We start from the raw sequence: 25,696 nt of genomic DNA on the forward strand, positions 1-25,696 counted from the left end.
ACCCGCGAGGTGGCCGCGCCGCGCAGCCACGTGTGGCGGGCGCTGGCCGTGCTCGAGCCCTACTGCGCCGTGTGCGACGTCTCCTACGTCCTCGACGGGGCGGGCTCCGGCGGCGCCACCGGCCGTGGGGGGGGGCGGGGGGGCGGGGGGGGGCCCGCCCCCCGGGACGGGTCAGGCGGAGGGCCGGCCGGACAGGGCGGCGGGGGTGAGCGAGTGCACGGCGTCCCGGCCGGCGAGTCGGCCGAAGACCATGCCGCGGAGCACGGACGTGCCGCCGGGGTACTTGCCGTGGTAGAGGCCGGTGCACTCGCCGGCGGCATAGAGACCCTCGATCGGCGACCCGGAGGTGGACAGCACGCGGCCGCGGTCGTCGACGTCGAGGCCGCCGAAGGTGAAGACGATCGCGCAGGCCACCGGGTAGGCGATGAACGGCGGCCGGGTCAGCGGCACCGCCCAGTTGCTCTTCGGCGGCTCGATCCCCTCGGTGGCGAGCCCGTCAGGGGTGCGCCAGTCGAAGGCGCCGCCCCGGCGAGCGGCCCCGTTGTACCCGGCGATCGTCGCGGCCAGCGCGTCGGCCGGGAGGTCCAGCGCCGCGGCGAGCTCCTCGACGCTGCCCGCCGTGACCGGCTTCTTGCTCGTCAGGATGCCGCGCTCGCGGGCCTCGACCTCGGTGAAGTGCTGGTCTGTGACGAACCAGGCGGTGCTCTCGGGCTGCCGCCAGATCTCCCGCGCGGTGGCCTCGTAGGTCTCGTCCACGGTGCCGCGGCCCTCGTCGACGAACCGTCGCCCCTCGGTGTTCACGAGGATGCCGTACGGGAAGACCATCAGCAGCGGCTCGGGGTCGTCGCAGCGCGGGTCGACCGGCTCGGCGTGGAAGGAGTTCCACTGTCCCGCCCGGGCGGCGCCGGCCTCGAGGGCCATGCGGATGCCCTCGCCCTTGTTGAACTGGACGCCGGGCGCGATGTGCCGGAGCCGGGAGCAGTCCCCGCCGAGCTCCGGGGTCAGGTGCTCCACGGAGCCCTCGAACCCGCCGGAGGCGATGACCACACTGGCCGCGGGGAGCACCTGGGGCCCGTCGTCGCCGTCCACCTCGAGGCCGGTCACCCGGCCGGCGGCGTCGAGCACGAGCCGCTGGGCCGTCGTCCGTTAGCGGAACTGCACGCCCAGCCGTTCGGCGGCGGGACGGAGCGCGTCGAGCAGTGCCTCCCCGCCGCCGACCGGTTGCAGCCGCGGCCGGTTGCTGTTGATGAAGTACGTCGGGAGCTTGCGGAACCGGACGCCCTTGTCCTGGATCCACTCCATCGTCTCGGGCAGGTGCTCGACCAGGGACTCGACGTACCAGGTGGGGGTGCGGCCGTCGGAGAAGCCGACGACGTCGCTGACGAAGGTCTCGCCCGGCTCGTACACGTCGTCGATGCGCAGGTAGGCCGATGTCCACTTCGTCAGGCCGCCGGCGTCGAGCCGGTCGGCCCGGTCGACGAGGACGACGCGGGCGTCGTCGCGGCCCTGCAGTTCCTCGGCCGCCGCCACGGCGGCGGAGAGCCCGGCGATGCCGGAGCCGATGACGACGATGTCACGGGTGGTCACGGGAGGTCTCCTCTGGAAGCCGGGACGCGGATCAGGCGCGGGGATTGAACGGGTCCTTGACGCCCTGTCCCATGTCGACCCAGACGGACTTCTCCTCCTGGTACTCGCGCAGTGCGTCGGGCCCGTTCTCCCGGCCGACGCCGCTCTGCTTGTAGCCGCCGAAGGGCGTGTTGTAGCCGGTCTTGCGGTAGTTGTTGATCCACACCGTCCCGGCGCGCAGGCGGCTCGCGACCCGGTGGGCGCGCTGGACGTTGCCGGTCCAGACGCCGGCGGCCAGGCCGAACTGGGTGTCGTTGGCGATCCGCACGGCGTCGTCCTCGTCCTCGAAGGGGATGACCGCGGCGATCGGGCCGAACACCTCCTCCTGGGCGATCTGCATGTCGTTGCGGACGTCGGCGAACACCGTCGGCCGCAGGAAGAGCCCGTCCTCGAGGCCGTCGACGGTCGCCGGCGTCCCGCCGGCGACGAGCCGGGCGCCCTCGTTCTTCGCCACGTCGATGTAGTGCAGGACCTTGTCGTACTGCGGTCGGCAGGCGACGGTGCCCATCTCGCTGCGGTCGTCCTGCGGGTCGCCGACGGTGATGCGCTCGGCGCGCTCGGCGAGCTCCTCGACGACGCGGTCGTAGATCGAGCGCTGCACGAGGATCCGCGAGCCGGCCATGCAGGTCTGACCGCTGGCACCGAAGATGCCGGCCACCAGGCCGTTCACCGCGCTGGTGAGGTCGGCGTCCTCGAACACGATGTTCGGCGACTTGCCGCCCAGTTCGAGGGAGAGGCTCTTGAGGCTGCGTCCCGCAGCCGAGGCGATGGCCTGGCCGGTCGCGGTCGAGCCGGTGAAGGCGATCTTGTCGACGCCGGGGTGCGTGGTCAGCGCGGTGCCCGAGGGCTGCCCGTAGCCGGTGACGACGTTGAAGACGCCCGGCGGCAGCCCGCACTCCGCGGCCAGCTCGGCGATGCGGATGGTGGAGACGGGCGTGATCTCCGACGGCTTGGCGATGACCGTGCACCCGGCGGCGAGGGCCGGGCCGAGCTTCCAGACCAGCAGGAGCAGCGGAGAGTTCCACGGCGTGATGGCGGCGACGACGCCGAGCGGCTCGCGCACCGTGTAGTTGAGCATCTGCTTGAGGTGCAGTGGGTTGGTGTGACCGGTCGGCATCTGCGCCAGGCCGGCGTAGTAGTTGAAGTACTCCGGCATGAGACGCGCCTGACCGGCCATCTCGCGGATCAGCTTGCCGTTCTCGTCGACCTGCAGCTGGGCGATCTCGTCGGCGTGGTCGGCGATGGCCTGGCCGAAGCGGATCAGGAAGGCGGCTCGGTCGGCGGCACGCCAGCCGGCCCACTCGCCCTCGAAGGCCGCTCGTGCGCTGGCGACCGCGCGGTCGACGTCGGCCAGGCTCGCGTCGGGCACCTGCGCCCAGACCCGGCCGTTGGCGGGGTTGACGACGTCGAGGTACCTGCCCTCAGCCGGCTCGACCTGCTGGTTGTCGATGAACAGTCCGTAGCGGGTGGTCCCCAGCTCGGTGAGCGGTGAGAGGGGAGAGGGCGCAAGGGACATCGGTGAAGACCTCGTTCTCGGGGGTGCGGGTGCCGCCCGGTGTGTGCGGCGGCTGAGGCGGCCGGCGGCCGGCATCGCTGTGGTGGCGCAGACCACACTAAGGGATTGTTCAACAATCCAGCAAGAGGGCCGATGGATCCCGCTACGATGGCGCCATGAGCGACGTCCCCGGCCTGGCACCCATCCCGCGGCTGTCCTCCCTGCGTTCCATGGCGGTCGAGGCCATCCGCGCGGAGATCATCAGCGGCCGGCTGGCGCCGGGGACCCGGCTGATCGAGCGGGAGCTGTGCGAGCAGCTCGACGTGTCGCGCAACACGCTCCGGGAGGCCTACAGGCAGCTCGAGGCCGAGGGCTTCATCGTCGTCGTGCCGCACCGGGGGCCGACCGTCTCGGAGATGAGCGAGCGCGAGGCGCGGGGCCTGTTCGAGGTCCGCGAGGCGCTGGAGGGCCTGGCGGTCCGGCTGTTCGTCGAGCGGGCGTCGGCTCAGGACCGCGAGGCGCTGCTGACCGCCGTCGAGGCGCTGCGCGATGCGCACGCCGGGGGCGACGTCACCGAGATGCTGGCGCGCAAGAACGCCTTCTACGACGTCCTCTACCGCGGGGCCGACAACGACGTGCTGCACGCCCAAGCGCAACTGCTGGGCAACCGGCTCGCGCGTCTGCGTGGGCGGTCGCTGTCCGAGCCCGGCCGGCCGGCGCAGAGCATGGCCGAGATCGAGGGCGTCGTGGAGCGGATCGTCGCCGGTGACGCCGAGGGTGCCAGCCGCCTGTGGCGCGAGCACATCCGCTCGGCGGCCCGCTCGGCGATCGGCTCCGCCGCGCTGGCCTCCTGACGGCGGCGGGGCGCTAGGCCGCGGCTGACACGCTCGGCCGCAGGGCCCGGCCGAGCACGAGGGTGACGACGCCGGCGAGCACGACGCCGAGCAGGCCCACCCGCAGGCTCGTGGCGTCGGCGACCGCGCCGACCAGCGGCGGCGAGGCGAGGAAGCCGATCCGCAGCAGCCAGTTGACCACCGTCAGGCCGACGCCGTGCCGCAGGCCGGGCAGCTCGTCGGCGGCGGCGTAGACGGCCGGGACGAGGGTGGCCACGCCGAGCCCGGCGAGCGCGAAGCCGACGAGCGTCGTCGCCAGCGACGGCACCGCCAGCGCCAGGCCCATGCCGACGGCGATCAGCGCGCCGCCGCCGCGGGCCACCCGGCGCTGGCCGAAGCGGTCGACCACCCGGTCGCCGGTCAGCCGGCCCACGGTCATCGCCACCGACAGCGCGACGAAGCCCAGGCCCGCCGTGGCGACACCCGTGCCCACCTCGCCGCGCAGGTAGAGCGCGGCCCACGACGACCCGGCGTCCTCCACGAACGCCCCGCAGGTGGCCAGCACGCCGAGGGCGGCCATCGCGCCGAGCGACGCCCGCATCCCCGGGCGCCCGGCCGACGGGGCGCCGTCGTCGCCGGCGGGCTCCTCGTGGTCGGGGCCGGGCAGCATCCGGCGATACGCGACCAGCGCGACGACGGCGAACACCACCGCCACGACGCCGAGGTGCACCGCGAGCGGCACGCGCAGGCCGGCGGCGGCCGAGCCGAGCAGGCCACCGGCCACCGCGCCGACGCTCCAGAGCCCGTGGAAGGCGTTGAGGATCGACCGGTCGTAGGCCCGCTGCACCCGCAGCCCGTGCGCGTTCTGCGCGACGTCGACGACGGCGTCCAGCGCCCCGGCGACGAACAGCGCGGCGGCCAGCGTCCACCACGACGGCGCCACGGCCGCGCCCCAGATGGCTCCCGCGAGCCCGACGAGCCCCCACGAGGCCACCCGCGCCGACCCGAAGCGACGCATGAGCGCGGCCGAGGCCAGCGCGCTCACCAGGGCGCCGAGGGGGAGCGCGGCGAGGGCGGCGCCGAGGGCGGCGTTGCCGATGTCGAGGCGGTCCTTCACCTCGGGCAGCCGCGGCACGAGGTTGGCGTAGAGCACCGCGTTGACGAAGAAGCAGGTGGCGACGGCGGCGCGGGCGGCGCGCAGGTGCGCGGGGACCGCGAGGGTGTCCGACACGGGTGTCCTGTCCGGGAGGGGTCAGCGCGCGAAGCGGGCGAAGGCCGCGCGGATCTGGTCGGGGGTCATGGGGTCGGTCGACAGGGCGCTGTGCAGCACCAGGCCCTCGACCATGGCGTCGATCTCCCTGGCGGTGACCGGGTCGAAGTGCCGCTCCAGGCTGCGGCGGCTGCGCTGCATCCAGTCCTGGGTGACCGCGCGCAGCGCCGGCCGCCGGGCGGCCGCGGCGTAGAGCTCGACCATCACCACGAAGTCGCGGTGCGAGACGAGCAGGTCGTCGGTGAGGTGGGCGACGAGCACCTCGAGCGCGGCCGCGGTGTCGGCCGCCGCCCGCATCCGCTCGTCGAAGCGCGGCGCCACCTCGTCGACGTGCCGGGTGAAGGCCGCGGTGTGCAGCTCGTCCAGGGACGCGAAGTGGTAGGTCAGCGACCCCAGCGGCACGTCGGCGGCGCGGGCGATCGCCCGGTGCGTGGCGCCCACGACGCCCACCTCGGCGATGACGTCGACGGTGGTGGCCACCAGCCGGTCGCGCCGCCCGGGGTCGTGCCGTCGGGCCCGGCGCACGGGCGCCTGGGTCACGACGGCTCCAGCGTGCGCACGACCCGCGCCGGGTTGCCGACGGCGACCACCCCGGCCGGCAGGTCGCGGGTGACCACCGAGCCGGCGCCGACGACGGTGTCCGCGCCGATGGTGACGCCGGGGAGCACGACGACGCCGCCGCCGAGCCAGACGTTGTCGCCGATGGTGATCGGCTGCGCGGCCTCCCACTTGTCCCGGCGCGGGCCGGGCTCCACCGGGTGCGTGGGGGTGAGCAGCTGGACGTTCGGCCCGATCTGGACGTCGTCGCCGATCGTGATCGTCGCGACGTCGAGGGCGACCAGGCCGAAGTTGGCGAAGCAGCGGGCGCCGATGCGGAGGGAGCTGCCGTAGTCGACGTGCAGCGGCGGGCGGATCTCGGTGTCCTCGCCGACGGCGCCGAGCAGCTCGCCGAGCAGCCGGCGGCGCAGCGGGCGCTGCCGCGCGGTGGTGGCGTTGTAGGCCGCAGCGAGGTCCTGCGCCCGCGCGCTCGCCTCGGCCAGCTCGGGGTCGTCGGCGATGTAGAGGTCACCGGCGAGCATGCGCTCGCGCATGGTGCGGGGGTCGGCGGGAGCGGCCATGCGGACGACCGTACACATACTAGGAACGTCCGTACACAGCGATCCTCACGCGAGCGCCCGGGCCACCGCCTCCTCGGCCCGGCGCCGCGCCGAGCCGTCGCCCTCCACCAGGGCCGAGACCGTCGACCCGTCGACCAGGGCGACCAGCGTGGCGACGTCGGTGCCGGCGCGGCCGCACCGGTCGAGGAGGTCGGCGAGCGCGGCGTCGATCGCGAGCCGGGCGTCGCGCAGCACCGGCCGCAGCGCCGGGTGCCGCCCGCAGGCCAGGAACCGCTCGTAGAGGGCGAGCAGCTCGTCGTCGCCGGTGCGCCCGGCCCCGTGGACGACGTCGACGACCAGGCGCGCGGTCGCCGCCGCGGAGCGGGCGCGGCGGGACACCCCGGCGACCAGCTCCTCGGCCTCCGCCCGCTCCTGCGCGGCGAGGGCGGCCACGGCCGCGGCCCGCAGGTCGTCGATGCTCGCGAAGTAGTAGGTGGTGGCGGCCAGCGGGACCCCCGAGGCGGCGACGACGGCCCGGTGGGTCAGCGCGTCCGGCCCCGCCTCGGCCAGCACGCGCGCGGCCGCCTCGACGATCGCGGCGCGCCTCGCCTCGCCCTTGCCGGTCAGGCGGGTCATCAGTGCGCCGCCGACGGCGCGAGCTGCAGCAGCAGCACGCCGCCGAGGATGAGCAGGATCGCGACGATGCGCATGGTGGTGGTCGGGTCGCCGAGGACGGCCATGCCGACGATCGCCGTGCCGCCGGCGCCGATGCCGGTCCAGACGGCGTAGGCGGTGCCCACCGGCAGCGTGCGCAGAGCGGCCGACAGCAACAGGAAGCTCGCGGCGGCGCACACGACGAACGCGACCGACCACCACAGGCGCGTGAAGTTCTCCGACTGCTTGAGCGAGACGGCGAAGGCGGTCTCGAACAGGCCGGCGGTGACGAGCAGGGCCCAGGCCATCGTGCGCTCCCTCGGAGTGGTACGTCAGTACCAGTAGAACAGTACACGAGTACCGGCCCGGTCAAGATCGTGAGTTGCCGCACAGGCGGGATGGAGCCGGCCCCCGGCGGCATTGACCTCCTCGTGCACGACCTCTGGGGACTCACGCGCCGCCGCGCGCTCGACTACGGCCGGGTGACGACCGCCGCCTGTCGCCGCGGCGCCCTCCACCCCTCCTGACGTCCTCCCCGCTCCGAAAGGCACCCCTCCGTGCTCGCACGTCTCCGCCGCGTCCCCTTCGCGGCGCAGGTCCTCCTCGCGCTCGTCGTCGGCGTGGTCCTCGGCCTCGTCGCCCGCGAGATGGGCCCCGTCGCCGACGGGACCCCCAACTGGCTCACCAGCACCCTGCAGACCGTCGGCGGCACCTTCGTCACGCTGCTCAAGGCGCTGGTCCCGCCGCTGATCGTCACCGCGGTGATCGTCAGCATCGCCAACCTCCGGCAGGTCTCCAACGCCGCCCGGCTGGCCGCGCAGACCCTGCTGTGGTTCGGCATCACCGCGCTGATCGCCGTCACCATCGGCATCGGCCTGGGCCTGCTCACCGAGCCCGGCCGCAACAACTCCGTCGACGCGGCCGCCGCCACCGACCCCGGCACCACCGGCGGCTGGTGGGACTTCCTCACCGGTCTGGTGCCCGGCAACATCCTCGGCCTGCAGGCCTCCGCGGGCGACGACGGCTCGGTGGGCCTGTCGTTCAACGTGCTGCAGCTGATCGTCATCTCGGTCGCCATCGGCGTCGCCGTCCTCAAGGTCGGCGAGCCCGCCGAGCCGTTCCTGCGCCTGGTCCGCTCCGCGCTGGCGATCGTCCAGAAGGTGCTGTGGTGGGTCATCCTGCTGGCCCCGATCGGCACCGTCGGCCTCATCGGCAACGCCGTCGCCAGCTACGGCTGGGACTCCCTCGGCAGCCTCGGCGTCTTCGCCGGCTCCGTCTACGCCGGCCTCGCCCTGGTGCTGTTCGTCGTCTACCCGGTGCTGCTCCGGCTGCACGGCCTCTCGCCGCTGCGCTGGTTCGCCGGCGCCTGGCCGGCCATCCAGCTGGCCTTCGTCTCGCGCTCGTCGATCGGCACCCTGCCGGTGACCGAGCGGGTGACCGAGCAGAACCTGGGCGTCCCGCGGTCCTACGCCTCCTTCGCCGTGCCGCTGGGCGCGACGACGAAGATGGACGGCTGCGCGGCGATCTACCCGGCGCTCGCGGCGATCTTCGTGGCGCAGTTCTTCGGCGTGGACCTGTCGGTCACCGACTACCTGCTGATCGCGCTGGTCTCCGTCGTCGGCTCGGCCGCCACGGCCGGCGTCACCGGCGCGGTGGTCATGCTGACCCTCACGCTGTCCACCCTGGGCCTGCCGCTCGCCGGCGTCGGCCTGCTGCTGGCGATCGACCCGATCCTCGACATGGGCCGCACCGCGGTGAACGTCGCCGGCCAGGCGCTGGTGCCGACGATCGTGGCCAAGCGCGAGGGCATCCTCGACGTCGAGCGGTTCCGCACCGGGCGGGCCTCCGCCCCGGTCGCCGAGGAGACCGGCGGGGTCGACGCCGACCTGCGCCAGCCCGCCACCGCCTGATCCGCACGGCCTGATCCGCACCGCCTGATCCCCGCACCGCCCGACGGGCCGGTGACCTCCCCGCGGAGGTCGCCGGCCCGTCGTCGTCAGCGGGAACCGGCGGGGTCCGCGGCGAGCGCCCGGATCCGCCACTCCGCGGCGTGCCGGCCGCCCGGCTCGAGGACGACCACGTCCTCGCCGCTGCGGAAGGCGTCCGGCGGGCACGTCATGGGCTCGACCGCCAGCCCCGCGCGGTGCAGCTCCGGCTCCGGGCGGTCGGCCGTGTGCAGCTGCACCCACGGCAGCGCCCGCGGGTCCCACTCCAGCGCCACCCCGCTCCCGTCGGCGCAGCGGACCTCCGCGCGGGCGCTCCCGTCGGCCTCCGGCGCGACGGCCGTGACCGCGTGGTCGACGGCCACCCCGGCCAGGGGGGTGCGGGCGCGCCGGGAGTCGAGGGCCGTGCCGTCGACCGGCCGGCGGCCGACCGGCAGGAGGCGCCCGGGGTCGACCTCGAGGTACTCGGCGGCCCGCAGGGTCAGCGTCCAGTCGTCCACCCGCCCGGGCCCGGCGACCAGGTAGGGGTGCACCGAGCACCCGTAGGGCGCCGCGGTGCCGCCGGTGTTCTCCGCCTCGAGCCGCCAGGACAGCCCGTCCTCGTGCACCCGGTAGGTGACGACGACGTCGAGCCGGTGCGGGTATCCCGGCTGGGGGACCACCCGGGCGCCCAGCGACACGGCGTCGGGGGAGGGGTCGTGCACCTCCCACCGGGTCCAGCACAGCAGGCCGTGCAGCGCCGTGCGGCGGTCCGGCTCGGTGAGCGCGAGCTGCTCCTCCCGGCCCGCCCAGCGGTAGCGGCCCTCGCCGATGCGGTTGGGCCAGGGGACGAGGACCGAGCCCCGGAACACCGGCCGCAGGTCGGCGGCGTCGAAGCCCGCCACCAGGTCGCGGTCGCCCAGGCGCAGCCGGCGCAGACCGCCGCCGACCTCGGTCACCACGGCGGTGACGTCCCCGGCGCGGAGGTGGACCTGCCGGCCGGTGGGGGGAGGCGCGTGCACCATGGCTGCGAACGTTAACAGACTGTGATGCACGCCCCATGTCCGCGCGGAGCGCCGCGTCGCGCGGGACTCCGACGGGTTGCCGGGACCCCTTGACGGCGATGCATGTTTGCGTTCACAGTGTCCCGCGTCACGCCCAGCAGCGTCGCCGGGCCCGCAGGACGAGCCGCCTGAGAGCGCGTCCCCGGGACCAGTCAGCGGTGGTCGCTCCGGGGAGCACCACGTGTCCGGACCCGACGGGCCGGCAGGAACTCACAGGAGGCAGACGTTGATCAGGAACAAGCTCCTCGCCGTCGTCACGGCGTCGGTCGCGGCCCTCGGGCTGGCCGCCTGCGGCGGCTCGGCCAGCGGCAGCGGCGGCGGAGGCGGTGGCGGCGGTGACGACACCATCACGATGGGCTTCGCGCAGGTCGGCGCCGAGAGCGGCTGGCGCACCGCCAACACCCAGTCCATCCAGGAGTCGGCCGAGGCCGCCGGCATCGAGCTGCAGTTCTCCGACGCCCAGGGCGAGCAGGAGAACCAGATCTCGGCGATCCGCTCCTTCATCCAGCAGCGGGTGGACGTCATCGCCTTCAGCCCCGTGGTCGAGACGGGCTGGGACGCCGTCCTCCTCGAGGCCAAGCGCGCGAACATCCCGGTGATCCTCACCGACCGCTCGGTGGAGACCGAGCAGGAGGACCTCTTCGTCACCTTCCTCGGCTCGGACTTCGTCGAGGAGGGCCGCAAGGCCGGCGAGTGGGCCGTGGAGAACTGGGCCTCGACCGGCGCGCAGTGGAACATCGCCGAGCTGCAGGGCACCACCGGCGCCGCGCCGGCGATCGACCGGCAGGAGGGCTTCGCCGAGGCGATCGCCGACAGCCCCAACCTGACGATCGTGGCCTCGCAGTCGGGCGACTTCACCCGCACCGGCGGCCGCGAGGTCATGGAGGCGATGCTCAACTCCAACCCCGAGATCAACGCCGTCTACGCGCACAACGACGACATGGCGCTGGGCGCCATCGAGGCCATCGAGGCGGCCGGCAAGGTGCCCGGCCAGGACATCCAGATCATCTCGGTCGACGCGGTCCGCGACGGCATGCAGGCGCTCGCCGACGGCAAGATCAACTTCATCGTCGAGTGCAACCCGCTGCTCGGTGAGCAGCTGATGGAGCTCGCCCAGCAGGTGCTCGACGGCGAGGAGGTCCCCGAGCGCGTGGTGACCGAGGAGACCACCTTCACCCAGGAGCAGGCGCGGGAGGCCCTCCCGGACCGGAAGTACTGATCCCGTCCGGGGGAGCCGGTCCGGCCCCCGCCCCCGCCCGCCCGGGTGTCCACCCCCGGGCGGGCGGCGGGTACCACCTCCCGAGAGGACTCCCGTGTCCCCAGCCCCCGCCGCCGGCCCGCCGGCCGCACCCGAGCCGGTCGTCGCGATGACCGGCATCACCATCCAGTTCCCGGGCGTCAAGGCCCTCGACGACGTCTCGCTGCGGCTGTTCCCCGGCGAGGTCCACGCCCTGATGGGCGAGAACGGCGCCGGGAAGTCCACGCTGATCAAGGCACTCACCGGCGTCTACGCCTACGACGCCGGCACGGTGACCCTCGGCGGCGTCGAGCAGCGCTTCGCCACCCCCGCCGACGCGCAGGCGGCCGGCATCAGCACCGTGTACCAGGAGGTCAACCTCTGCCCGAACCTCACGGTGACCGAGAACATCGTCCTCGGCCGTGAGCCCCGCCGCCGTGGCTCGATCGACCGGCGGGCCTCCCGGGAGCGGGCCGGGCGGGTGCTGCGGGAGCTGCACCTCGACATCGACCCGAGGTCCGTCCTCGGGTCACACCCCATCGCCGTCCAGCAGCTGGTGGCGATCGCGCGCGCCGTCGACACCGACGCCCGGGTCCTCGTCCTGGACGAGCCGACGTCGAGCCTCGACGCGGGCGAGGTCGCCGAGCTGTTCCGGGTCGTGCGCTCCCTGCGCGACCGCGGGGTGGCGATCCTGTTCGTCTCGCACTTCCTCGAGCAGGTCTACGCGATCAGCGACCGCATGACCGTCCTGCGCAACGGCCGGCTGGTGGGGGAGCACCGCACCGCGGACCTCCCGCGCACCGAGCTCGTGCGGGCGATGATCGGCCGCGAGCTGGCGACGCTGGAGGACCTCGACCGCGCCGCGCCGCGGCCGGTCGAGGAGGGCGCGGTGCCGCGGCTGGCGGCCACCGGCCTCGGCCGCAAGGGCGCCGTCGAGCCCGCCGACGTCCGCGTGCACGCCGGGCGCGTGGTCGGACTCGCCGGGCTGCTCGGCTCCGGGCGCACCGAGCTCACCCGCCTGCTGTTCGGCGCCGACCGCGCGACCAGCGGCCGCGTGGAGGTCGACGGCCGGCCGGTGCGCCTGCGCTCGCCCCGGAGCGCGATCGCCCAGGGCATCGCCTTCTGCTCCGAGGACCGCAAGGCCGAGGGCGTCGTCGGCGACCTGACGGTGCGCGACAACGTCCTGCTCGCCCTGCAGGCCCGGCGCGGGTGGCTGCGGCCGATCCCGCGCCGCGCCGGGGACGAGATGGTCGCCCGCTACATCCGCGCGCTCGACGTCCGGCCGGCCGATCCCGGCGCCCTGCTGCGCAACCTCTCCGGCGGCAACCAGCAGAAGGTGCTGCTGGCCCGCTGGCTGCTCACCGAGCCGCGGCTGCTCCTCCTCGACGAGCCCACCCGCGGCATCGACATCGGGGCCAAGGCGCAGATCCAGGAACTGGTCGCGCAGCTGGCCGCGGAGGGGATGTCCGTGGTCTTCGTGTCCGCGGAGCTCGAGGAGGTCCTGCGCATCTGCGACTCCGTCGTGGTGCTGCGCGACCACCACACGGTGGCCGACCTCGACGCCTCCGACGCCACCCTCGACGGCGTCGTCGACCTCATCGCCCGGGGGAACGCCCGTGACTGACACCTCCACCGGCCCCCGGCGCGCGGCCGGCGGCCTGTTCGACCGGGCCCGCCGCTCCCCGGTCCTCTGGGCGCTCGCCGCACTGGGCGTCCTGCTGCTGTTCAACCTCGTGGCCAACCCGGGCTTCTTCAGCCTGCGGATCCAGGACGGCCACCTGTTCGGCAACCTCGTCAACGTCGTCAAGAACGTCGCGCCGGTGCTGCTCATCGCCGTCGGCATGACGCTGGTGATCGCCACCCGGGGCATCGACCTGTCGGTGGGCGCGGTCCTCGCCATCTCCGGCTCGGTGGCCTTCACGATCATCGAGGGCTCGGACGACCCGTCCTCGGGTGCGACCGCGGCGCTGGCCATCGCGGTCGCCGTCGCCGCCGGGCTGGTGCTCGGGGCCTGGAACGGGTTCCTCGTCGCGGTCGTCGGGATCCAGCCGATCATCGCGACGCTGGTCCTGATGACCGCCGGCCGCGGCATCGCGATGCTCGTGACCGACGGCAACATCGTCACCGCGGAGAACCCCGTCTTCGACTGGCTCGGCGGCGGCTTCCTCCTCGGGCTGCCGGTCCAGGTGGTCATCACGGCGCTGGTGCTGCTGGCGGTCGGGCTGTTCACCCGTCGGACCGCACTGGGCGTGCTCATCGAGGCCGTCGGCGTCAACCCGGCCGCGGCCCGGCTGGCCGGCGTCCGGGCCCGCAGCATCACCTTCACCGTCTACGTCTTCGTCGCCCTGGTGGCGGCCGTGGCCGGCCTCATGGTCACCGCCAACGTCAGCGCGGCCGACGCCAACCGGGCCGGGCTGTTCATCGAGCTCGACGCGATCCTCGCCGTCGTCATCGGCGGGACGTCGCTGGCCGGCGGGCGCTACTCCCTGACCGGCACGGTCGTCGGCGCGCTCATCCTGCAGACGCTGACCACCACGGTGCTGACGATGGGGCTGCCCGACGAGTACATCCGGCTGTTCAAGGCCGTCGTGATCATCATGGTGTTCCTGCTGCAGGCGCCGCGGGTGCGCGCCGCGCTCCGCCGCCGGCGGAGCGCCGCCGCCCCCGCCGGACCGGCGGCGGGCGCCGGGGACCCCGGTCCTCCCCCGCCGGGACCGGCCCGGCCGTCCACCGCGGAGCCGGCCGCCGGCTCCGCGTCCGTCCCCGGCCGCCCGGCCGAGCAGGGGGTCCTCCGATGACCGTCTCCGACACCCGGCTGCCCGAGGCCCCCGACCGGCCGCCGGTCCCGGCGACGGCTCCGGGGTGGCAGGGCGCGGTGCGCCGCTGGCTGCGCAGCACCAGCACCGGGTCCAGCACCGTCTCGGTGCTCATGACCGCGGTCCTGCTGGTGGTGCTCTTCGGCGCGGGCTCGGTCCGCTACGAGAACTTCGGGTACCCGCAGGTGGCGCTGAACCTGCTGGTCGACAACGCCTACCTGATCGTGCTCGCGGTCGGGATGACCTTCGTGATCCTGACCGGCGGGATCGACCTCTCCTCCGGGGCGGTGGTCGCGCTCGGCACGGTGATGGCCGCGAGCCTGCTGCAGGCGGGCTGGCCGGCGCCGCTGGTCGTCGTCGCCGTGCTCGCCACGGGGTCGCTGCTCGGGTGGCTGATGGGGCTGGCCATCCACGGCCTGCAGCTGCAGCCGTTCATCGTGACGCTGGCCGGGATGTTCCTGGCCCGCGGGATCTGCTTCGCCATCAGCGGGCCCTCGATCCCGATCCAGGACGACCTGTTCACCGCGGTCGCGATCAACGTGGTCGAGCTGCCGGGCGGGACGTTCCTGTCCTACGGCGCGGTCCTCGCGCTGGTCGTCGTGGCGGTGGCGGCCTACGTCCTGCACCGGACCCGCTTCGGGCGGACCGTCTACGCCATCGGCGGCAGCGAGTCCTCCGCGGCGCTGATGGGGCTGGCCGTCGGCCGGACGAAGGTCGGCGTCTACGTCATCAGCGGCTTCTGCTCCGCGCTCGGCGGACTGCTGTTCAGCGTCTACATCCTCTCCGGCTGGAGCCTGCACGGGATCGGCCTGGAGCTCGACGCGATCGCGGCGGTGGTCATCGGCGGCACGCTGCTGGTGGGCGGGCGGGGGCTGGTGGTCGGGTCGCTGCTCGGGGTCCTGGTCCTCGGCACGATCAAGGCGCTCATCGACTTCGACGGCGGCCTGAACTCCTGGTGGACGAAGATCACCATCGGCGTCCTGCTGCTGGTCTTCGTGGTGCTGCAGCGGCTCACCGCACGGCGCGCCGGATCGACGTCGTGACCACCCTGGGCAGCCCGGCCCGGGGCGGCGCCACGGGCCGCGGGACCCGCCGCGGCCTGACAGGATCGGCGGCGATGGGCGCGCGACCGAGGGGCCAGGCGGCCGGCAGCCGTCCCGCGGTCATGACCGACGTCGCCCGGCTCGCGGGCGTCTCCGCGCAGACGGTGTCCCGGGTGCTCAACGACCACCCGCACGTGGCCGAGGAGACCCGCACCCGGGTGCTCGCGGCCATGGACAAGCTGGGCTACCGCCGCAACCTCACCGCGCGGGCCCTGGTCACCCGCCGCACCGACACGATCGGCGTCGTCGCGTTCGACACCGGCCTCTACGGCCCGGCGAGCACGCTGTTCAGCCTCGAGCAGGCGGCCCGCGAGCGCGGCTACCACGTGCACGTCGCCACCGTGCCCGACCTCTCGGAGGAGGGGTTCACCGAGGCGGTCGAGCGGCTGCGCGAGCACTCGGTGTCCGGCGTCGTCGTCCTGGCGCCGCAGCGCGCGGCGGTCCGGGTGATGGCCGGGCTGCCGGCCGACCTCCCGGCGGTGGCCGTCGAGGGCGGCGCCGCTCCCGGCATCACGTCCGTGGTGATCGACCAGGTCGGCGGCGCGGTGCAGGCCACCCGGCACCTCGTCGACCTCGGGCACCGCCGGATCGGCCACGTCACGGGGCGGGAGGACTGGATCGAGTCCGCCGCGCGACTGCACGGCTGGCAGCAGACGATGGCCGCCGCCGGCCTGGCCGCCGACGTCGTGCTCCCCGGCGACTGGGGCGCGCGGTCGGGCTACGAGGCCGGTCTCGCGCTGGTGGCGGCGGGCGTCCCGGTGACCGGGGTGTTCGTCGCCAACGACCACATGGCGCTCGGGATGATCCGGGCGCTGGCCGAGGGCGGCGTCCGGATCCCCGAGGACGTCAGCGTGGTCGGCTTCGACGACATCGCCGAGGCGGAGTACCTGCGCCCGCCGCTCACCACCGTGCGGCAGGACTTCGCCGAGGTGGGCCGGCGCTGCGTGGACCTGCTCCTGCAGCGGATCGAGGACCCGGGCTGGTCCTCGGCCGAGGACGCCGTCGTCGTCCCCGCGACCCTCGTCGTCCGCGCCTCCACCGCGCCGCCGCCCGGCGACTGACACCCGCCGTCCCCGCGCCCCGGCAGGGGCGCTCCCCCCGTCGCGTCCGCGACGGGTCCCCAGCACACCCGATGACCCCCGGGCGCGGCCGCCGCGACCCGTTCCCGACGTCGGCCGGCCCGGCCGGCGTCAGAGCAGGAGGACCGATGCCGGAACACGCCGGCGCAGTGATCACCGGCGGGCGCACGGCCCTGGGGATCGAGCTCGGGTCGACACGGATCAAGGCGGTGCTGATCGGGCCGGACCACGTCCCGCTCGGGGTCGGCAGCTCCGACTGGGAGAACCAGCTCGTGGACCGGATCTGGACGTACGCCCTGGACGACGTCTGGACCGGGGTGCAGCAGAGCTTCGCCGCCCTGGTCGAGGACGTGCGGCGGCGTCACGGGGTCGAGCTGTCCACGGTCGGGGTCCTGGGCGTGTCGGCGATGATGCACGGCTACCTCGCGTTCGACGCCTCCGGTGAGCTGCTCACGCCGTTCCGCACGTGGCGCAACACGAACACCGGACGCTCGGCCGAGCGGCTGAGCGCGGAGTTCGGCGTCAACGTCCCGCACCGGTGGAGCGTCGCGCACCTCTACCAGGCGATCCTGGACGGCGAGGAGCACGTCGGTCGTCTGGACCACCTGACGACCCTGGCCGGCTACGTGCACTGGAGGCTCACCGGCGAGAAGGTCCTCGGCATCGGTGACGCGAGCGGCATGTTCCCCATCGACGACGGCACCCGCGGCTACGACGCCGGGATGCTGGCCCGGTTCGACCAGCTGGCCGCCGAGGCGGGGGTGGACCTGAACCTCGCCGACCTGCTCCCCAGGATCGAGTCCGCCGGCCACCGGTGCGGCGAGCTCACCGAGGCCGGCGCGGAGCTGCTCGACCCGACCGGGCGGTTGCGCCCCGGCATCCCGCTCTGCCCGCCGGAAGGCGACGCGGGCACCGGGATGGTCGCCACCAACTCGGTCGCTCCGCGCACCGGCAACGTGTCCGCCGGCACCAGCGTCTTCGCGATGGTCGTGCTGGAGCACGAGCTCGCCAGGGTCCACCGCGAGCTGGACCTGGTCACCACGCCGGCCGGCGACCCGGTGGCCATGGTGCACTGCAACAACGGGGCCAGTGAGCTGGAGGCCTGGGTCGGGCTGTTCACCGAGTTCGCCCGGGCCCTGGGGGCCCCGGCGGACCCCTCGGCGGTCTTCGAGGTCCTGTTCACCGGGGCGCTCGCCGGCGCCAGTGACGGCGGCGGGATGCTGGCCTACAACTACCTGTCCGGGGAGCCGATCACCGGGCTCGGGGAGGGCCGGCCGCTCTTCCTGCGGTCCCCGGACAGCCGGCTGGAACTCGGCACCTTCGTCCGGACCCACCTGTACTCGTCCCTGGCCACGCTCCGGATCGGCATGGACGTCCTGCAACAGGCCGAGGGCGTGCGGCTCGACCGGATGTTCGCCCACGGCGGCCTGTTCAAGACCGAGGGCGTCGCCCAGCGCTTCCTGGCCGCCGCCCTCGACACCCCGGTCTCCGTCGGCGACGTCGCCGGCGAGGGAGGCGCCTGGGGCATGGCCGTCCTGGCCGCCTTCGCCGCCAGTCGCTCCCCGGACCGGAGCCTGGCGGACTACCTGGAGACCACGGTCTTCCCCGGCGCGGACGTGCGGACGGCCGAGCCGGACCCGGTCGACGTCGCCGGGTTCGACGCCTTCATGCAGCGCTACGTCGCCGCGCTCCCGGTCGAGCGCGCCGCCGTCGACCACGTCAGCCCCGCCCAGCGAGGAGAACCCCGATGACCGCCGTCCTGACCGAGCGCGGCACACACCGCGCGCAGCGCGACCACGTCGCCCGCCTGCACGCCGAGCTGACCCGCTACGGCCTGGTCACCTGGACCTCCGGGAACGTCTCCGAGCGGGTGCCCGGCGAGGACCTGTTCGTCATCAAGGGCAGCGGGGTCTCCTACGACGGCCTGTCCTGGGAGGGCATCACGGTCTGCGACCTCGACGGCGGCGTCGTCGACGGGGTCCGCAAGCCCTCGAGCGACACCGACGCACACGCCCACGTCTACCGCGAGATGCCGGAGGTGGGCGGCCAGGTGCACACCCACAGCCCCTACGCCACCGCCTGGGCGGCGCGCGCGGAGGAGATCCCCTGCGTGCTGACGGCGATGGCCGACGAGTTCGGCGGCCCCGTGCCGGTCGGGCCGTTCGCCCTCATCGGCGACGACTCGATCGGGCGGGGGGTGGTGGCCACGCTGCGCGGTTCCCGCTCGCCGGCGGTGCTCATGCGCAACCACGGCGTCTTCACCGTCGGCGCGTCCGCCCGCGACGCGGTCAAGGCGGCCGTCATGTGCGAGGACGTCGCCCGCACGGTGCACCTGTCCCGGCAGCTCGGGGAACCGCTGCCGATCAGCCCCGGCCACGTCGACGCGCTGTACGCGCGCTACCAGAACGTCTACGGACAGTGAGGAGGAACGCCGTCGTGGTCGCAGACCCGTTCGCCGCGCACGAGGTGTGGTTCCTGACCGGCAGCCAGGGGCTGTACGGCGAGGACACGCTGCTGCAGGTCGCCGAGCAGTCGCAGCGGGTGGCCAAGGCGCTCGACGAGTCCACCGAGGTGCCGGTGCGGGTCGTGTGGAAGCCGGTGCTCACCGACGCCGGCGCCATCCGCCGCACGATGGGGGAGGCGAACGAGGATCCCTCCTGCGTCGGCGTGGTCACCTGGATGCACACCTTCAGCCCGGCGAAGATGTGGATCTCCGGCCTCGACGCGCTGCGCAAGCCGCTGCTGCACCTGCACACCCAGGCCGACGCCGCCCTGCCGTGGGCGACGATCGACATGGACTTCATGAACCTCAACCAGGCCGCCCACGGCGACCGGGAGTACGGGTTCGTGCTGACCCGGCTGCGCATGCCGCGGACGACGGTCGCCGGCCACGTCGGCAACCCGCGGGTGCGCGCCCGCGTGGGCGCCTGGGCCCGCGCGGCGGCCGCGGCCACCGCCGTCCGGTCGCTCCGGCTCGCTCGCTTCGGCGACAACATGCGCGACGTCGCCGTCACCGAGGGGGACAAGGTCGAGGCCGAGATCCGCTTCGGCGTCTCGGTGAACACCTGGGGCGTGAACGACCTCGTCGCCGTCGTCGACGCGGTCGAGGAGAAGGCGGTCGACGCCCTGGTGGAGGAGTACGGCGACCTCTACTCCTTCGCCGACGACTGCCGCCCGGGCGGGCAGCGGCACGAGGCGGTGCGCTACCAGGCGCGGATCGAGGCCGCGCTGCGGACCTTCCTCGGCGACGGCGGCTTCGGCGCGTTCACCACGAACTTCGAGGACCTCGGCGGCCTGCGCCAGCTGCCGGGTCTCGCCGTCCAGCGGCTCATGGCCGACGGCTACGGGTTCGGCGGCGAGGGCGACTGGAAGACCGCCGTCCTGCTCCGCACGCTGAAGGTCGCCGCCGCCGGTCTGCCCGGCGGGACCTCGTTCATGGAGGACTACACCTACGACCTCACCGGGACACCGCGGGTCCTCGGCGCGCACATGCTCGAGGTGTGCCCCACGATCGCCGGCGGCAGGCCGCGGGTGGAGGTGCACCCGCTGTCGATCGGCGGCCGGGAGGACCCCGCGCGGCTGGTGTTCACCGCCGCACCCGGCGAGGGCGTCGTCGTCGGGTGGTGCGACCTCGGGGACCGGTTCCGGTGGGTGGCCAACGAGATCGACGTCGTCGACCCCGGTGAGGCGCTGCCGAACCTGCCGGTGGCGCACGCCGTCTGGCGGCCGCGGCCGGACTTCGAGACGGCCACCGAGGGCTGGCTCACCGCCGGCGGGCCGCACCACACGGTGCTGTCCACGGCGCTGGGCGCCGAGGAGCTCACCGACCTCGCCGAGGTCTTCGGCACCGAGCTGGTGCTCATCGACGACACGACCACCCGCCGGTCGCTGGCCAAGGAGCTGCGCTGGAGCGCGGCCTACCACCGCCTCGCCGGGGGCCTCTGACCGCCGCCGGCCGGCGACCTCCCCGCGGAGGTCACCGGCCGGCGCGCTGCCCGGCGAAGTCCGCGGGCCGGAACTCGCCCTCCGACAGCTTGTGCTCGATCTGCTCGAGGCTGCGCCCGGTCAGCTCGGGCATCTTCAGGTAGAGGAAGACGAACGCGGCGACGTTGAACGCCGCGTACAGCCAGAAGGTCTGACCGGTGCCGATGGTCTCGATGGTCGTCAGCAGCGTCAGCGTGATGAGCAGGTTGGTGCCCCACAGCGACGCCGACTGCGCCGCGGCCCCGGCCTCGCGGGTGGCCAGCGGGTAGATCTCCGAGCCGGTGAGCCAGCCCATCAGCTGGATGCCGCCGGCGGTGAAGGCCATGAAGGCGATGAGCGTGGCGACGATGTAGGGGACCTGCGCCTCGCCGTCGTTGCCGGTGACGAAGAAGGTGCCCAGCACGACCAGCGCCAGCGCCGCGCCCGGCAGCGTGAGCAGGGTGAGCCGCCGCCGGCCGACGCGGTCGATGATCGCCAGCCCGATCAGCTGGGTGACCAGGTAGGTGGCCCCGAGGGCGACGGAGACCCGCAGCGCCGCGGTGTCGGAGAAGCCGTTGTCGGTGAGGATCGTCGGCGAGTAGTAGACGATCATCTCGATGCCCGACAGCTGGGTGAAGATCGCCAGACCGCAGCCGACGACGAGCGCCGGCCGCACCCAGGGCTCCCGCAGGCCGCGCCAGCCGGCCGTCCTCGCCGTCCGCTCGGCCTCCACCAGCTCGTCGATGTCGGACAGTTCGCCGGACACGTCGGTCCCCGCGGGACGGACGCGCTCGAGCGCCTGCCGCGCGTCGTCGTCCCGGCCGTGCTTGACCAGCCAGCGCGGGCTGTCCGGCAGGCGCAGCATCAGCCCGAGCATGATCGCGCTGGGCACCACGGCCGCCCCGATCGCGACGCGCCAGTCGACGGCCTCGGTGGCACCCACGATCGTGGCGACGAGGATCCCGACGCCGATGGCGATCTGGAAGAAGAGCACCAGCCGGCCGCGGTAGCGGCTGGGGGCGAGCTCGGCGACGTACACCGGCGCGGTCTGCGTGGCGCCGCCGACGGCGAACCCGAGGACCACCCGCGCGATCGACAGCGTCAGCGGGTCCGGCGCCAGCGAGGCGCCGAGCGACCCGACGACGAACACGCCCGCGACGATGAGCAGGGTGCCGCGCCGGCCGCGCCGCTCGGACAGCCGGCTGCACGTCAGGGCGCCGATGACCGCCCCGGCGAGGATCGAGGCCGCGATGACCTGCTCCCAGCCGCTGCCGATGCCGAACTCGTCGCTGATCTGCAGCAGCGCGCCGGAGATGATGCCGGTGTCGTAGCCGTAGAGCAGCCCGGAGATCGCCGACACCAGGGCCACGACGACGACGGCGCCGGTCAGGCCCCCGCCGTCGTCCGGGCCCGTCCGGCTCCCGACGGTGCCGGACGCGCTGCGGGAGGGACCGTCGGACCTGGCCATGGGGCCCACTTCCATCGAGACGCTGAGGTCCCGGTCACGCTACGTCCGGGCTCGGCGAGCTGCCCGGCGAGCGTCGGACGGCGTCCTACTCCGTGCCCTGCTCCGCGATCAGCTCGGTGACCTCCTCGGGCGCCTCCGAGCAGTCGTCGTCGCTGGGCGGCTGGTCCTGGGCGAGCCCCTCGACGCCGGCGTCCTCGACGGGACCGAAGCCCTGCGCCTCCAGGTGCCGCGGCACCCGGTTCTGCGCGTTGACCACGTGCGAGCGCGACAGCCAGCCGAGGCCGTCCTCCACGTCGTAGTCCAGCCCGCCGCCGGGCGCCCGCTGGACGTGGCCGGGGGAGGGGAGCAGCCCGACGAGCTGCACGGCCTGGTCGACGGTGAGCGTGGACGGCGGGGTGTCGAAGTAGTACCAGCTGGCCGAGCAGATGCCGTAGAGCTGCGGGCCGAGCTGCGCGTAGTTGACGTAGAGCTCGAGCATGCGCCGGTCGTCGACCACCAGTGCCAGCTCGGCCGACAGCCCGGCCTCCAGCGCCTTCCGCCAGATGCTCATGCTCTGGTTCAGGAAGAGGTTCTTGGCCACCTGCTGCGGGATGGTGGACCCCGACGGGTCCTCCTCGCCGCGCAGCCGGGCCTCGGCGCGGCCGGAGAGCTCGTCCCAGGTGAAGGCGCCGTCGCGGTAGGGCAGCTGCTGGTCCTCGTGCGCGATGACGGCGGCGAGGAAGTTGCGCGACACGTGCTCCACCGGCACCGACTGCTGGATCGCGCCGAGGTCGTTGGCCGCCATGAACGCCGTCGTCGGCGGGTCCACCCAGCGCAGCGACACCATGACCAGCGCCTGCAGGACGAAGACGACGGCGAGCACGCGGCCGACCCGGCGCAGCCGGCGGCGGCGCGGCCGGCGCGGCTCGGGTCCCCCGTCCCCGCGGCGGCCCCAGCCCCGCCGCCGCTGCGGACCGGGCGGGGCCGGCGGTGCCCCGCCGCCGGGCGGCTGGGCGCCGCGGCCGGGCGGTGTGCCCGGCGCCGACGGGGGAGGCGGCGCCCACGGCTCGCCGTAGGGCGCGCCTGCGTCGTACGGCCCGTCGTACGGCCCGGACGCACCGAACGGCCCGGGTCCCTCGGGCCCGGCGGCCGGCCGGGACATCCGCCGGGTCGGCGCCCGGTCGGTCCAGGACCGCTCGGGCGGGGGCTCGCCGGAGGAGCGGCGGCGGGGCGCGAAGGGCATGCGTGCTGTCCTCCCGTGGACCGACGGACCGGTTCTCCAGGGTACGGGCGGCACTCGTGCGCGAGCCGCCGTCGCGGGCGGTGGGTCGTGCGCCCGGCGGGCGTCGAGCTCGTGTCCACCGCCACCGCCGCCGACGACAGCCGGGGTCCGGTGCCTGTGGCGGGTGCAGGACCGGGAGACGCTCGACGGCGTCCTCGACCAGCTGGTGGGCGACAACGCGGTCGGCGACGGGTTCGAGGTCAGCGAGCGCTCGGTGATCGTCGCCGGCCACCCGGCCGCCGTCTGACGACCGGCCCCCGGCGCACCCGGACGCGCCGCGGCCCCCGCCGGGAGTTCCCGGCGGGGGCCGCGGTCGGACAGCTCAGGGGCGGTGCCCCCGTCGATCAGATGTCGTAGTACATCGCGTTCTCGTGCCGTATGGACTGCCTACATTGGCTAATGACGGACACTGCTCTGAGCTGCGGATTTCCGGTTGGCCGTGCTTGATCACTAGCGGACGTCGCTGAACCTACTGAGAGCCGATTGAGAGCAGGCCCGCAAAGTTCAACCTGTACTCATGCGCGCAGACGCCCTCGAGACCGCTTTCTGCCGTGCGCCCACCGTTCCGTTCGCTGGGGAGGTGGCACCCCGGGTCGCCATCATTCGGCGGGGCGACGGCTCGCTTGGGTCTTCAGCCGTTTTGGTCACTCAGCTCGGGCGCAAGAAGGCCGCGTCCCGACCGAGCAGCCGACGGTTGTGGGCGTCAAGGGCCGACCTGAGTGCTTCACCAAGCCGGAGTATGTCGCGGTCGTAGACGCGTCCGTCCTCCAGCTGGCGGGTCAGCTCCGCGAGCAAGGGTGGCCAGTCCCGACGTGTCGGCGTTACCGGCACGCGAACCTCGACCCGCCGCTCCACCACCTCGATGGCCGACCGGCCGGAAGCTGCGGCGCGGCTCTGCTCCCAGCCGCGACGTCGACAGCCGACCGAGCACCACTTCGGGACCGGCCCTCGCGGCCGGGGCGTGATGGCACCGCCGCACCAGGCGCAAGACGTCGCTGCCTGCCGCCGGGCTTCGCCGATTGAGCGAGCATCCGTCGGTGACTCAGCCGCCACCGGTAGGTCTGTGGCATCCCGTCGTGAACGCCGCTCGCGACGCTGTCGTTCAGCCTCGCGCCGGCGTGTTCGGTCCTCGGTCCGTCGGCCAGCTGCCATGGGCACAGACTCCTCAGCGACCTCCAGCAACCCGTCCGACGAGTTCGCGGACGCCGAGTGCATGAGGTGTGTCCCTCGATCTTGGCCATCTCCAGTGCCGACGGCCCGAGCTCTGCGTGTGCACCGCACGGCCGCTCGACAGGACGCCGCGGCAACGCCTCCATGTGGGGTCATGGGCCACGGCGAGGTGTCCCTGAAGGCGGCTCTAGGGACACGCTCGCCTTGTGACACTCCCTTTGGGTCATCCCTGCTCGCGGACGCTCGCTCTTGCTTGGCGAACGACGCATGCTGCTGGGATCCGGTGGCGACCGTGGGGGACGTGTTTGTGGCGGTAGTGGTCGACTCCAAGGGCATCAGATCCGCGTTGCGGCATGACTCCGGATTGTGGTTGCTGCTGCGCTCCGCGACGCCGGGTGTGCTGGCCGACGTGCTGTCCTCTTGGGTGGCGGAGGCGGCGGGTCGGCTGGGACAGCGTCCGGCCTTGCAGGGGCTGCAGTTGCTAGGTCCCCTGCATCTGTCCGACGGGGCGTTCTTGCTGCGTCTGGTCGGATACGGGAACAGCGCGCATCTGGTGTCGGTGGTGAGCGATCTGTCCGCGACGCTCGAGTCCGCCGGGTTGGACGCCCGTGTCGGGGTTCAGGAGGAGGTTTGGAACCCCGTCGCCTTGACCGGACCGAAGGGTCCTGATGACGTCTCAGGACGGCACCCCGTCACGGCGGTGTCGGTGACCCTGCCTTGGCGTGCCGATGTGCTGCGCCGGCTGGAGCAGCGCCGAGCTTCGGCGCTGCCGCCAGCGTTGCGGATGCGGCACCGCAGCGACCTGCAGGAGGAGGCGTGGGCCGCGGTCGTGGACACCGCGCTGGCGTGGTGTCTGGAGGTGCGCGGAGGCCTGGGCGGACAGCGGTACGTGGCGCATGGGGCGTCGAGCCTTCAGCCGGCCCCGGAGTTGTGGGAGGCCACCGCGCGCCTGGCTCTGCGGAGCGCGCGTCTGCCGGTGCAGGCGAGTGTGGGGAACTGGCCGGGAGAGGCGCGCCAGGTCAGCTTCGAGTACCAGCCGGGCAGGGTGCTGTTCAGCGTCGAAGAGGAGACCTTCCAGGCACCGGGGTTGGTCGTGGCGGCGGTCCGCGAGCTGATCGAACGCCTGGCGCCTCACATCACCTCGGCGTTTGCCTTGCGCACCATCGCCCGCCAGGCTCCGCACCTAACCAGGTCCCTGCTGCCGAGTAAGTGGGCGGAGACGGCGGCGCCGGCGGACCAGATCGACCGCCTGGCGCCAATCGACGACCGGCGAATCATCGACGCCTTCGGCGTCATGTACCTCGGTCCCGGCTTCGACGGCCTGGCCGCCGATCCGCAGATGTACCGCGTCGAGCAGCTCGACGCAGGCCGGCTGCTGACCACAACCGATCCCGACGCCTGGTTCCGACCCGACGGACCAACCCCCAAGCCCGAAGTACTCCAGGCCGCCCGCGCTGACATCGCCGACGCCATCGTCACCTACGACGAGTACCGCCGAGCCAAGCGCTCAGACGGGCAAGACATCTCCCCGCTCCTCAGCTGACCCTGCCGTCTCCAGCCGGCGTCCCATAGTGGGCCGCTCAGGGACATCGGTCGGCCTCGTCGTGAGGGCGGCCTATGCGCCAGTCGGACGTCCCA

General features: G+C 73.8%; 21 protein-coding genes and 1 pseudogene. 12 read left to right on the forward strand and 10 right to left on the reverse strand.

Annotation, left to right across the window (positions count from 1 at the left end; all coding sequences use genetic code 11):
* Positions 1-171: 171 nt before the first annotated feature.
* A pseudogene (locus ACI79X_RS20310) lies at positions 172-1,587 on the reverse strand (FAD-dependent oxidoreductase).
* 31 nt (positions 1,588-1,618) lie between these two features.
* Entirely contained in the window at positions 1,619-3,142 is a 1,524-nt protein-coding gene (locus ACI79X_RS20315; RefSeq protein WP_457027227.1) for an aldehyde dehydrogenase, read from the reverse strand.
* Positions 3,143-3,297: 155 nt separating this feature from the next.
* On the opposite strand from ACI79X_RS20315, the gene ACI79X_RS20320 reads away from it, so the two are divergent.
* Positions 3,298-3,975, forward strand: coding sequence for a GntR family transcriptional regulator (locus ACI79X_RS20320; protein ID WP_457027228.1), 678 nt, complete (start codon positions 3,298-3,300; stop codon positions 3,973-3,975).
* 13 nt (positions 3,976-3,988) lie between these two features.
* Here the strand turns inward: ACI79X_RS20320 and ACI79X_RS20325 are convergent, their stop codons facing one another.
* Genes ACI79X_RS20325 through ACI79X_RS20345 form a run of 5 tightly spaced genes read right to left on the reverse strand, consistent with a single transcriptional unit; the run spans position 3,989 to position 7,283 of the window.
* Complete coding sequence (locus ACI79X_RS20325; protein ID WP_457027229.1) at positions 3,989-5,185, reverse strand: MFS transporter; 1,197 nt, start codon at positions 5,183-5,185, stop codon at positions 3,989-3,991.
* A 21-nt stretch (positions 5,186-5,206) separates the two neighbouring features.
* Positions 5,207-5,764, reverse strand: a complete 558-nt coding sequence (locus ACI79X_RS20330) for a TetR/AcrR family transcriptional regulator (protein ID WP_457027230.1) — start codon at positions 5,762-5,764, stop codon at positions 5,207-5,209.
* Entirely contained in the window at positions 5,761-6,342 is a 582-nt protein-coding gene (locus ACI79X_RS20335; RefSeq protein WP_457027231.1) for a sugar O-acetyltransferase, read from the reverse strand. The genes ACI79X_RS20330 and ACI79X_RS20335 overlap by 4 nt, the downstream gene beginning before the upstream one ends.
* A gap of 45 nt (positions 6,343-6,387) precedes the next feature.
* The gene (locus ACI79X_RS20340) at positions 6,388-6,957 is read right to left on the reverse strand and encodes a TetR/AcrR family transcriptional regulator (RefSeq protein ID WP_457027232.1); all 570 of its coding nucleotides are present in this window, start codon (positions 6,955-6,957) and stop codon (positions 6,388-6,390) included.
* Positions 6,957-7,283 (reverse strand): DMT family transporter, encoded by a 327-nt coding sequence (locus tag ACI79X_RS20345; RefSeq protein ID WP_457027233.1) that lies wholly within the window; start codon positions 7,281-7,283, stop codon positions 6,957-6,959. The genes ACI79X_RS20340 and ACI79X_RS20345 overlap by 1 nt, the downstream gene beginning before the upstream one ends.
* Before the next feature lie 249 nt (positions 7,284-7,532).
* On the opposite strand from ACI79X_RS20345, the gene ACI79X_RS20350 reads away from it, so the two are divergent.
* Positions 7,533-8,885 (forward strand): dicarboxylate/amino acid:cation symporter, encoded by a 1,353-nt coding sequence (locus ACI79X_RS20350; protein ID WP_457027234.1) that lies wholly within the window; start codon positions 7,533-7,535, stop codon positions 8,883-8,885.
* Between the two features lie 86 nt (positions 8,886-8,971).
* Here the strand turns inward: ACI79X_RS20350 and ACI79X_RS20355 are convergent, their stop codons facing one another.
* On the reverse strand, positions 8,972-9,922 hold the full coding sequence (locus ACI79X_RS20355) for an aldose 1-epimerase family protein (protein ID WP_457027235.1): 951 nt from the start codon (positions 9,920-9,922) through the stop codon (positions 8,972-8,974).
* A gap of 265 nt (positions 9,923-10,187) precedes the next feature.
* Between ACI79X_RS20355 and ACI79X_RS20360 the strand changes: the two genes are divergently transcribed.
* The 8 genes from ACI79X_RS20360 to araA all read left to right on the forward strand — a co-directional run bounded on the left by ACI79X_RS20360 (position 10,188) and on the right by araA (position 20,141).
* Positions 10,188-11,180, forward strand: coding sequence for an ABC transporter substrate-binding protein (locus ACI79X_RS20360; protein ID WP_457027236.1), 993 nt, complete (start codon positions 10,188-10,190; stop codon positions 11,178-11,180).
* Between the two features lie 94 nt (positions 11,181-11,274).
* Positions 11,275-12,822 (forward strand): sugar ABC transporter ATP-binding protein, encoded by a 1,548-nt coding sequence (locus tag ACI79X_RS20365; protein WP_457027237.1) that lies wholly within the window; start codon positions 11,275-11,277, stop codon positions 12,820-12,822.
* On the forward strand, positions 12,815-13,996 hold the full coding sequence (locus ACI79X_RS20370) for an ABC transporter permease (protein ID WP_457027238.1): 1,182 nt from the start codon (positions 12,815-12,817) through the stop codon (positions 13,994-13,996). Before ACI79X_RS20365 ends, ACI79X_RS20370 begins: the two co-directional genes overlap by 8 nt.
* Positions 13,993-15,057, forward strand: coding sequence for a galactofuranose ABC transporter, permease protein YjfF (gene yjfF, locus ACI79X_RS20375; RefSeq protein ID WP_457027239.1), 1,065 nt, complete (start codon positions 13,993-13,995; stop codon positions 15,055-15,057). Before ACI79X_RS20370 ends, yjfF begins: the two co-directional genes overlap by 4 nt.
* Positions 15,058-15,131: 74 nt before the next feature.
* Positions 15,132-16,178: a LacI family DNA-binding transcriptional regulator gene (locus ACI79X_RS20380; RefSeq protein ID WP_457027240.1), complete on the forward strand. Its 1,047-nt coding sequence runs from the start codon at positions 15,132-15,134 to the stop codon at positions 16,176-16,178.
* A gap of 146 nt (positions 16,179-16,324) precedes the next feature.
* A complete protein-coding gene (locus tag ACI79X_RS20385) occupies positions 16,325-17,947 on the forward strand; it encodes a xylulokinase (RefSeq protein ID WP_457027241.1) in 1,623 nt (540 codons plus the stop codon).
* Positions 17,944-18,618, forward strand: a complete 675-nt coding sequence (locus ACI79X_RS20390; protein WP_457027242.1) for an L-ribulose-5-phosphate 4-epimerase — start codon at positions 17,944-17,946, stop codon at positions 18,616-18,618. The genes ACI79X_RS20385 and ACI79X_RS20390 overlap by 4 nt, the downstream gene beginning before the upstream one ends.
* A gap of 14 nt (positions 18,619-18,632) precedes the next feature.
* Entirely contained in the window at positions 18,633-20,141 is a 1,509-nt protein-coding gene (gene araA / locus ACI79X_RS20395; protein WP_457027243.1) for an L-arabinose isomerase, read from the forward strand.
* Positions 20,142-20,172: 31 nt separating this feature from the next.
* On the opposite strand, the gene ACI79X_RS20400 is transcribed toward araA, so the two are convergent.
* On the reverse strand, positions 20,173-21,627 hold the full coding sequence (locus ACI79X_RS20400; RefSeq protein WP_457027244.1) for a sugar porter family MFS transporter: 1,455 nt from the start codon (positions 21,625-21,627) through the stop codon (positions 20,173-20,175).
* An 85-nt stretch (positions 21,628-21,712) separates the two neighbouring features.
* The gene (locus tag ACI79X_RS20405; RefSeq protein WP_457027245.1) at positions 21,713-22,849 is read right to left on the reverse strand and encodes a transglycosylase domain-containing protein; all 1,137 of its coding nucleotides are present in this window, start codon (positions 22,847-22,849) and stop codon (positions 21,713-21,715) included.
* 163 nt (positions 22,850-23,012) lie between these two features.
* Between ACI79X_RS20405 and ACI79X_RS20410 the strand changes: the two genes are divergently transcribed.
* Positions 23,013-23,135 (forward strand): hypothetical protein, encoded by a 123-nt coding sequence (locus ACI79X_RS20410; protein ID WP_457027246.1) that lies wholly within the window; start codon positions 23,013-23,015, stop codon positions 23,133-23,135.
* Positions 23,136-24,341: 1,206 nt separating this feature from the next.
* Positions 24,342-25,601, forward strand: coding sequence for a hypothetical protein (locus tag ACI79X_RS20415; protein ID WP_457027247.1), 1,260 nt, complete (start codon positions 24,342-24,344; stop codon positions 25,599-25,601).
* The last annotated feature ends 95 nt before the right edge of the window (positions 25,602-25,696 follow it).

This window comes from Geodermatophilus sp. SYSU D01119 (assembly GCF_054049975.1).

Coding starts and splice junctions, on each gene's coding strand:
- ACI79X_RS20315 (WP_457027227.1), bottom strand. CDS start 3,142: ATGTCCCTTGCGCCCTCTCCCCTCTCACCGCTCACCGAGCTGGGGACC.
- ACI79X_RS20320 (WP_457027228.1), top strand. CDS start 3,298: ATGAGCGACGTCCCCGGCCTGGCACCCATCCCGCGGCTGTCCTCCCTG.
- ACI79X_RS20335 (WP_457027231.1), bottom strand. CDS start 6,342: ATGGCCGCTCCCGCCGACCCCCGCACCATGCGCGAGCGCATGCTCGCC.
- ACI79X_RS20340 (WP_457027232.1), bottom strand. CDS start 6,957: ATGACCCGCCTGACCGGCAAGGGCGAGGCGAGGCGCGCCGCGATCGTC.
- ACI79X_RS20345 (WP_457027233.1), bottom strand. CDS start 7,283: ATGGCCTGGGCCCTGCTCGTCACCGCCGGCCTGTTCGAGACCGCCTTC.
- ACI79X_RS20355 (WP_457027235.1), bottom strand. CDS start 9,922: ATGGTGCACGCGCCTCCCCCCACCGGCCGGCAGGTCCACCTCCGCGCC.
- yjfF (WP_457027239.1), top strand. CDS start 13,993: ATGACCGTCTCCGACACCCGGCTGCCCGAGGCCCCCGACCGGCCGCCG.
- ACI79X_RS20380 (WP_457027240.1), top strand. CDS start 15,132: ATGGGCGCGCGACCGAGGGGCCAGGCGGCCGGCAGCCGTCCCGCGGTC.
- ACI79X_RS20385 (WP_457027241.1), top strand. CDS start 16,325: ATGCCGGAACACGCCGGCGCAGTGATCACCGGCGGGCGCACGGCCCTG.
- ACI79X_RS20390 (WP_457027242.1), top strand. CDS start 17,944: ATGACCGCCGTCCTGACCGAGCGCGGCACACACCGCGCGCAGCGCGAC.
- ACI79X_RS20400 (WP_457027244.1), bottom strand. CDS start 21,627: ATGGCCAGGTCCGACGGTCCCTCCCGCAGCGCGTCCGGCACCGTCGGG.
- ACI79X_RS20405 (WP_457027245.1), bottom strand. CDS start 22,849: ATGCCCTTCGCGCCCCGCCGCCGCTCCTCCGGCGAGCCCCCGCCCGAG.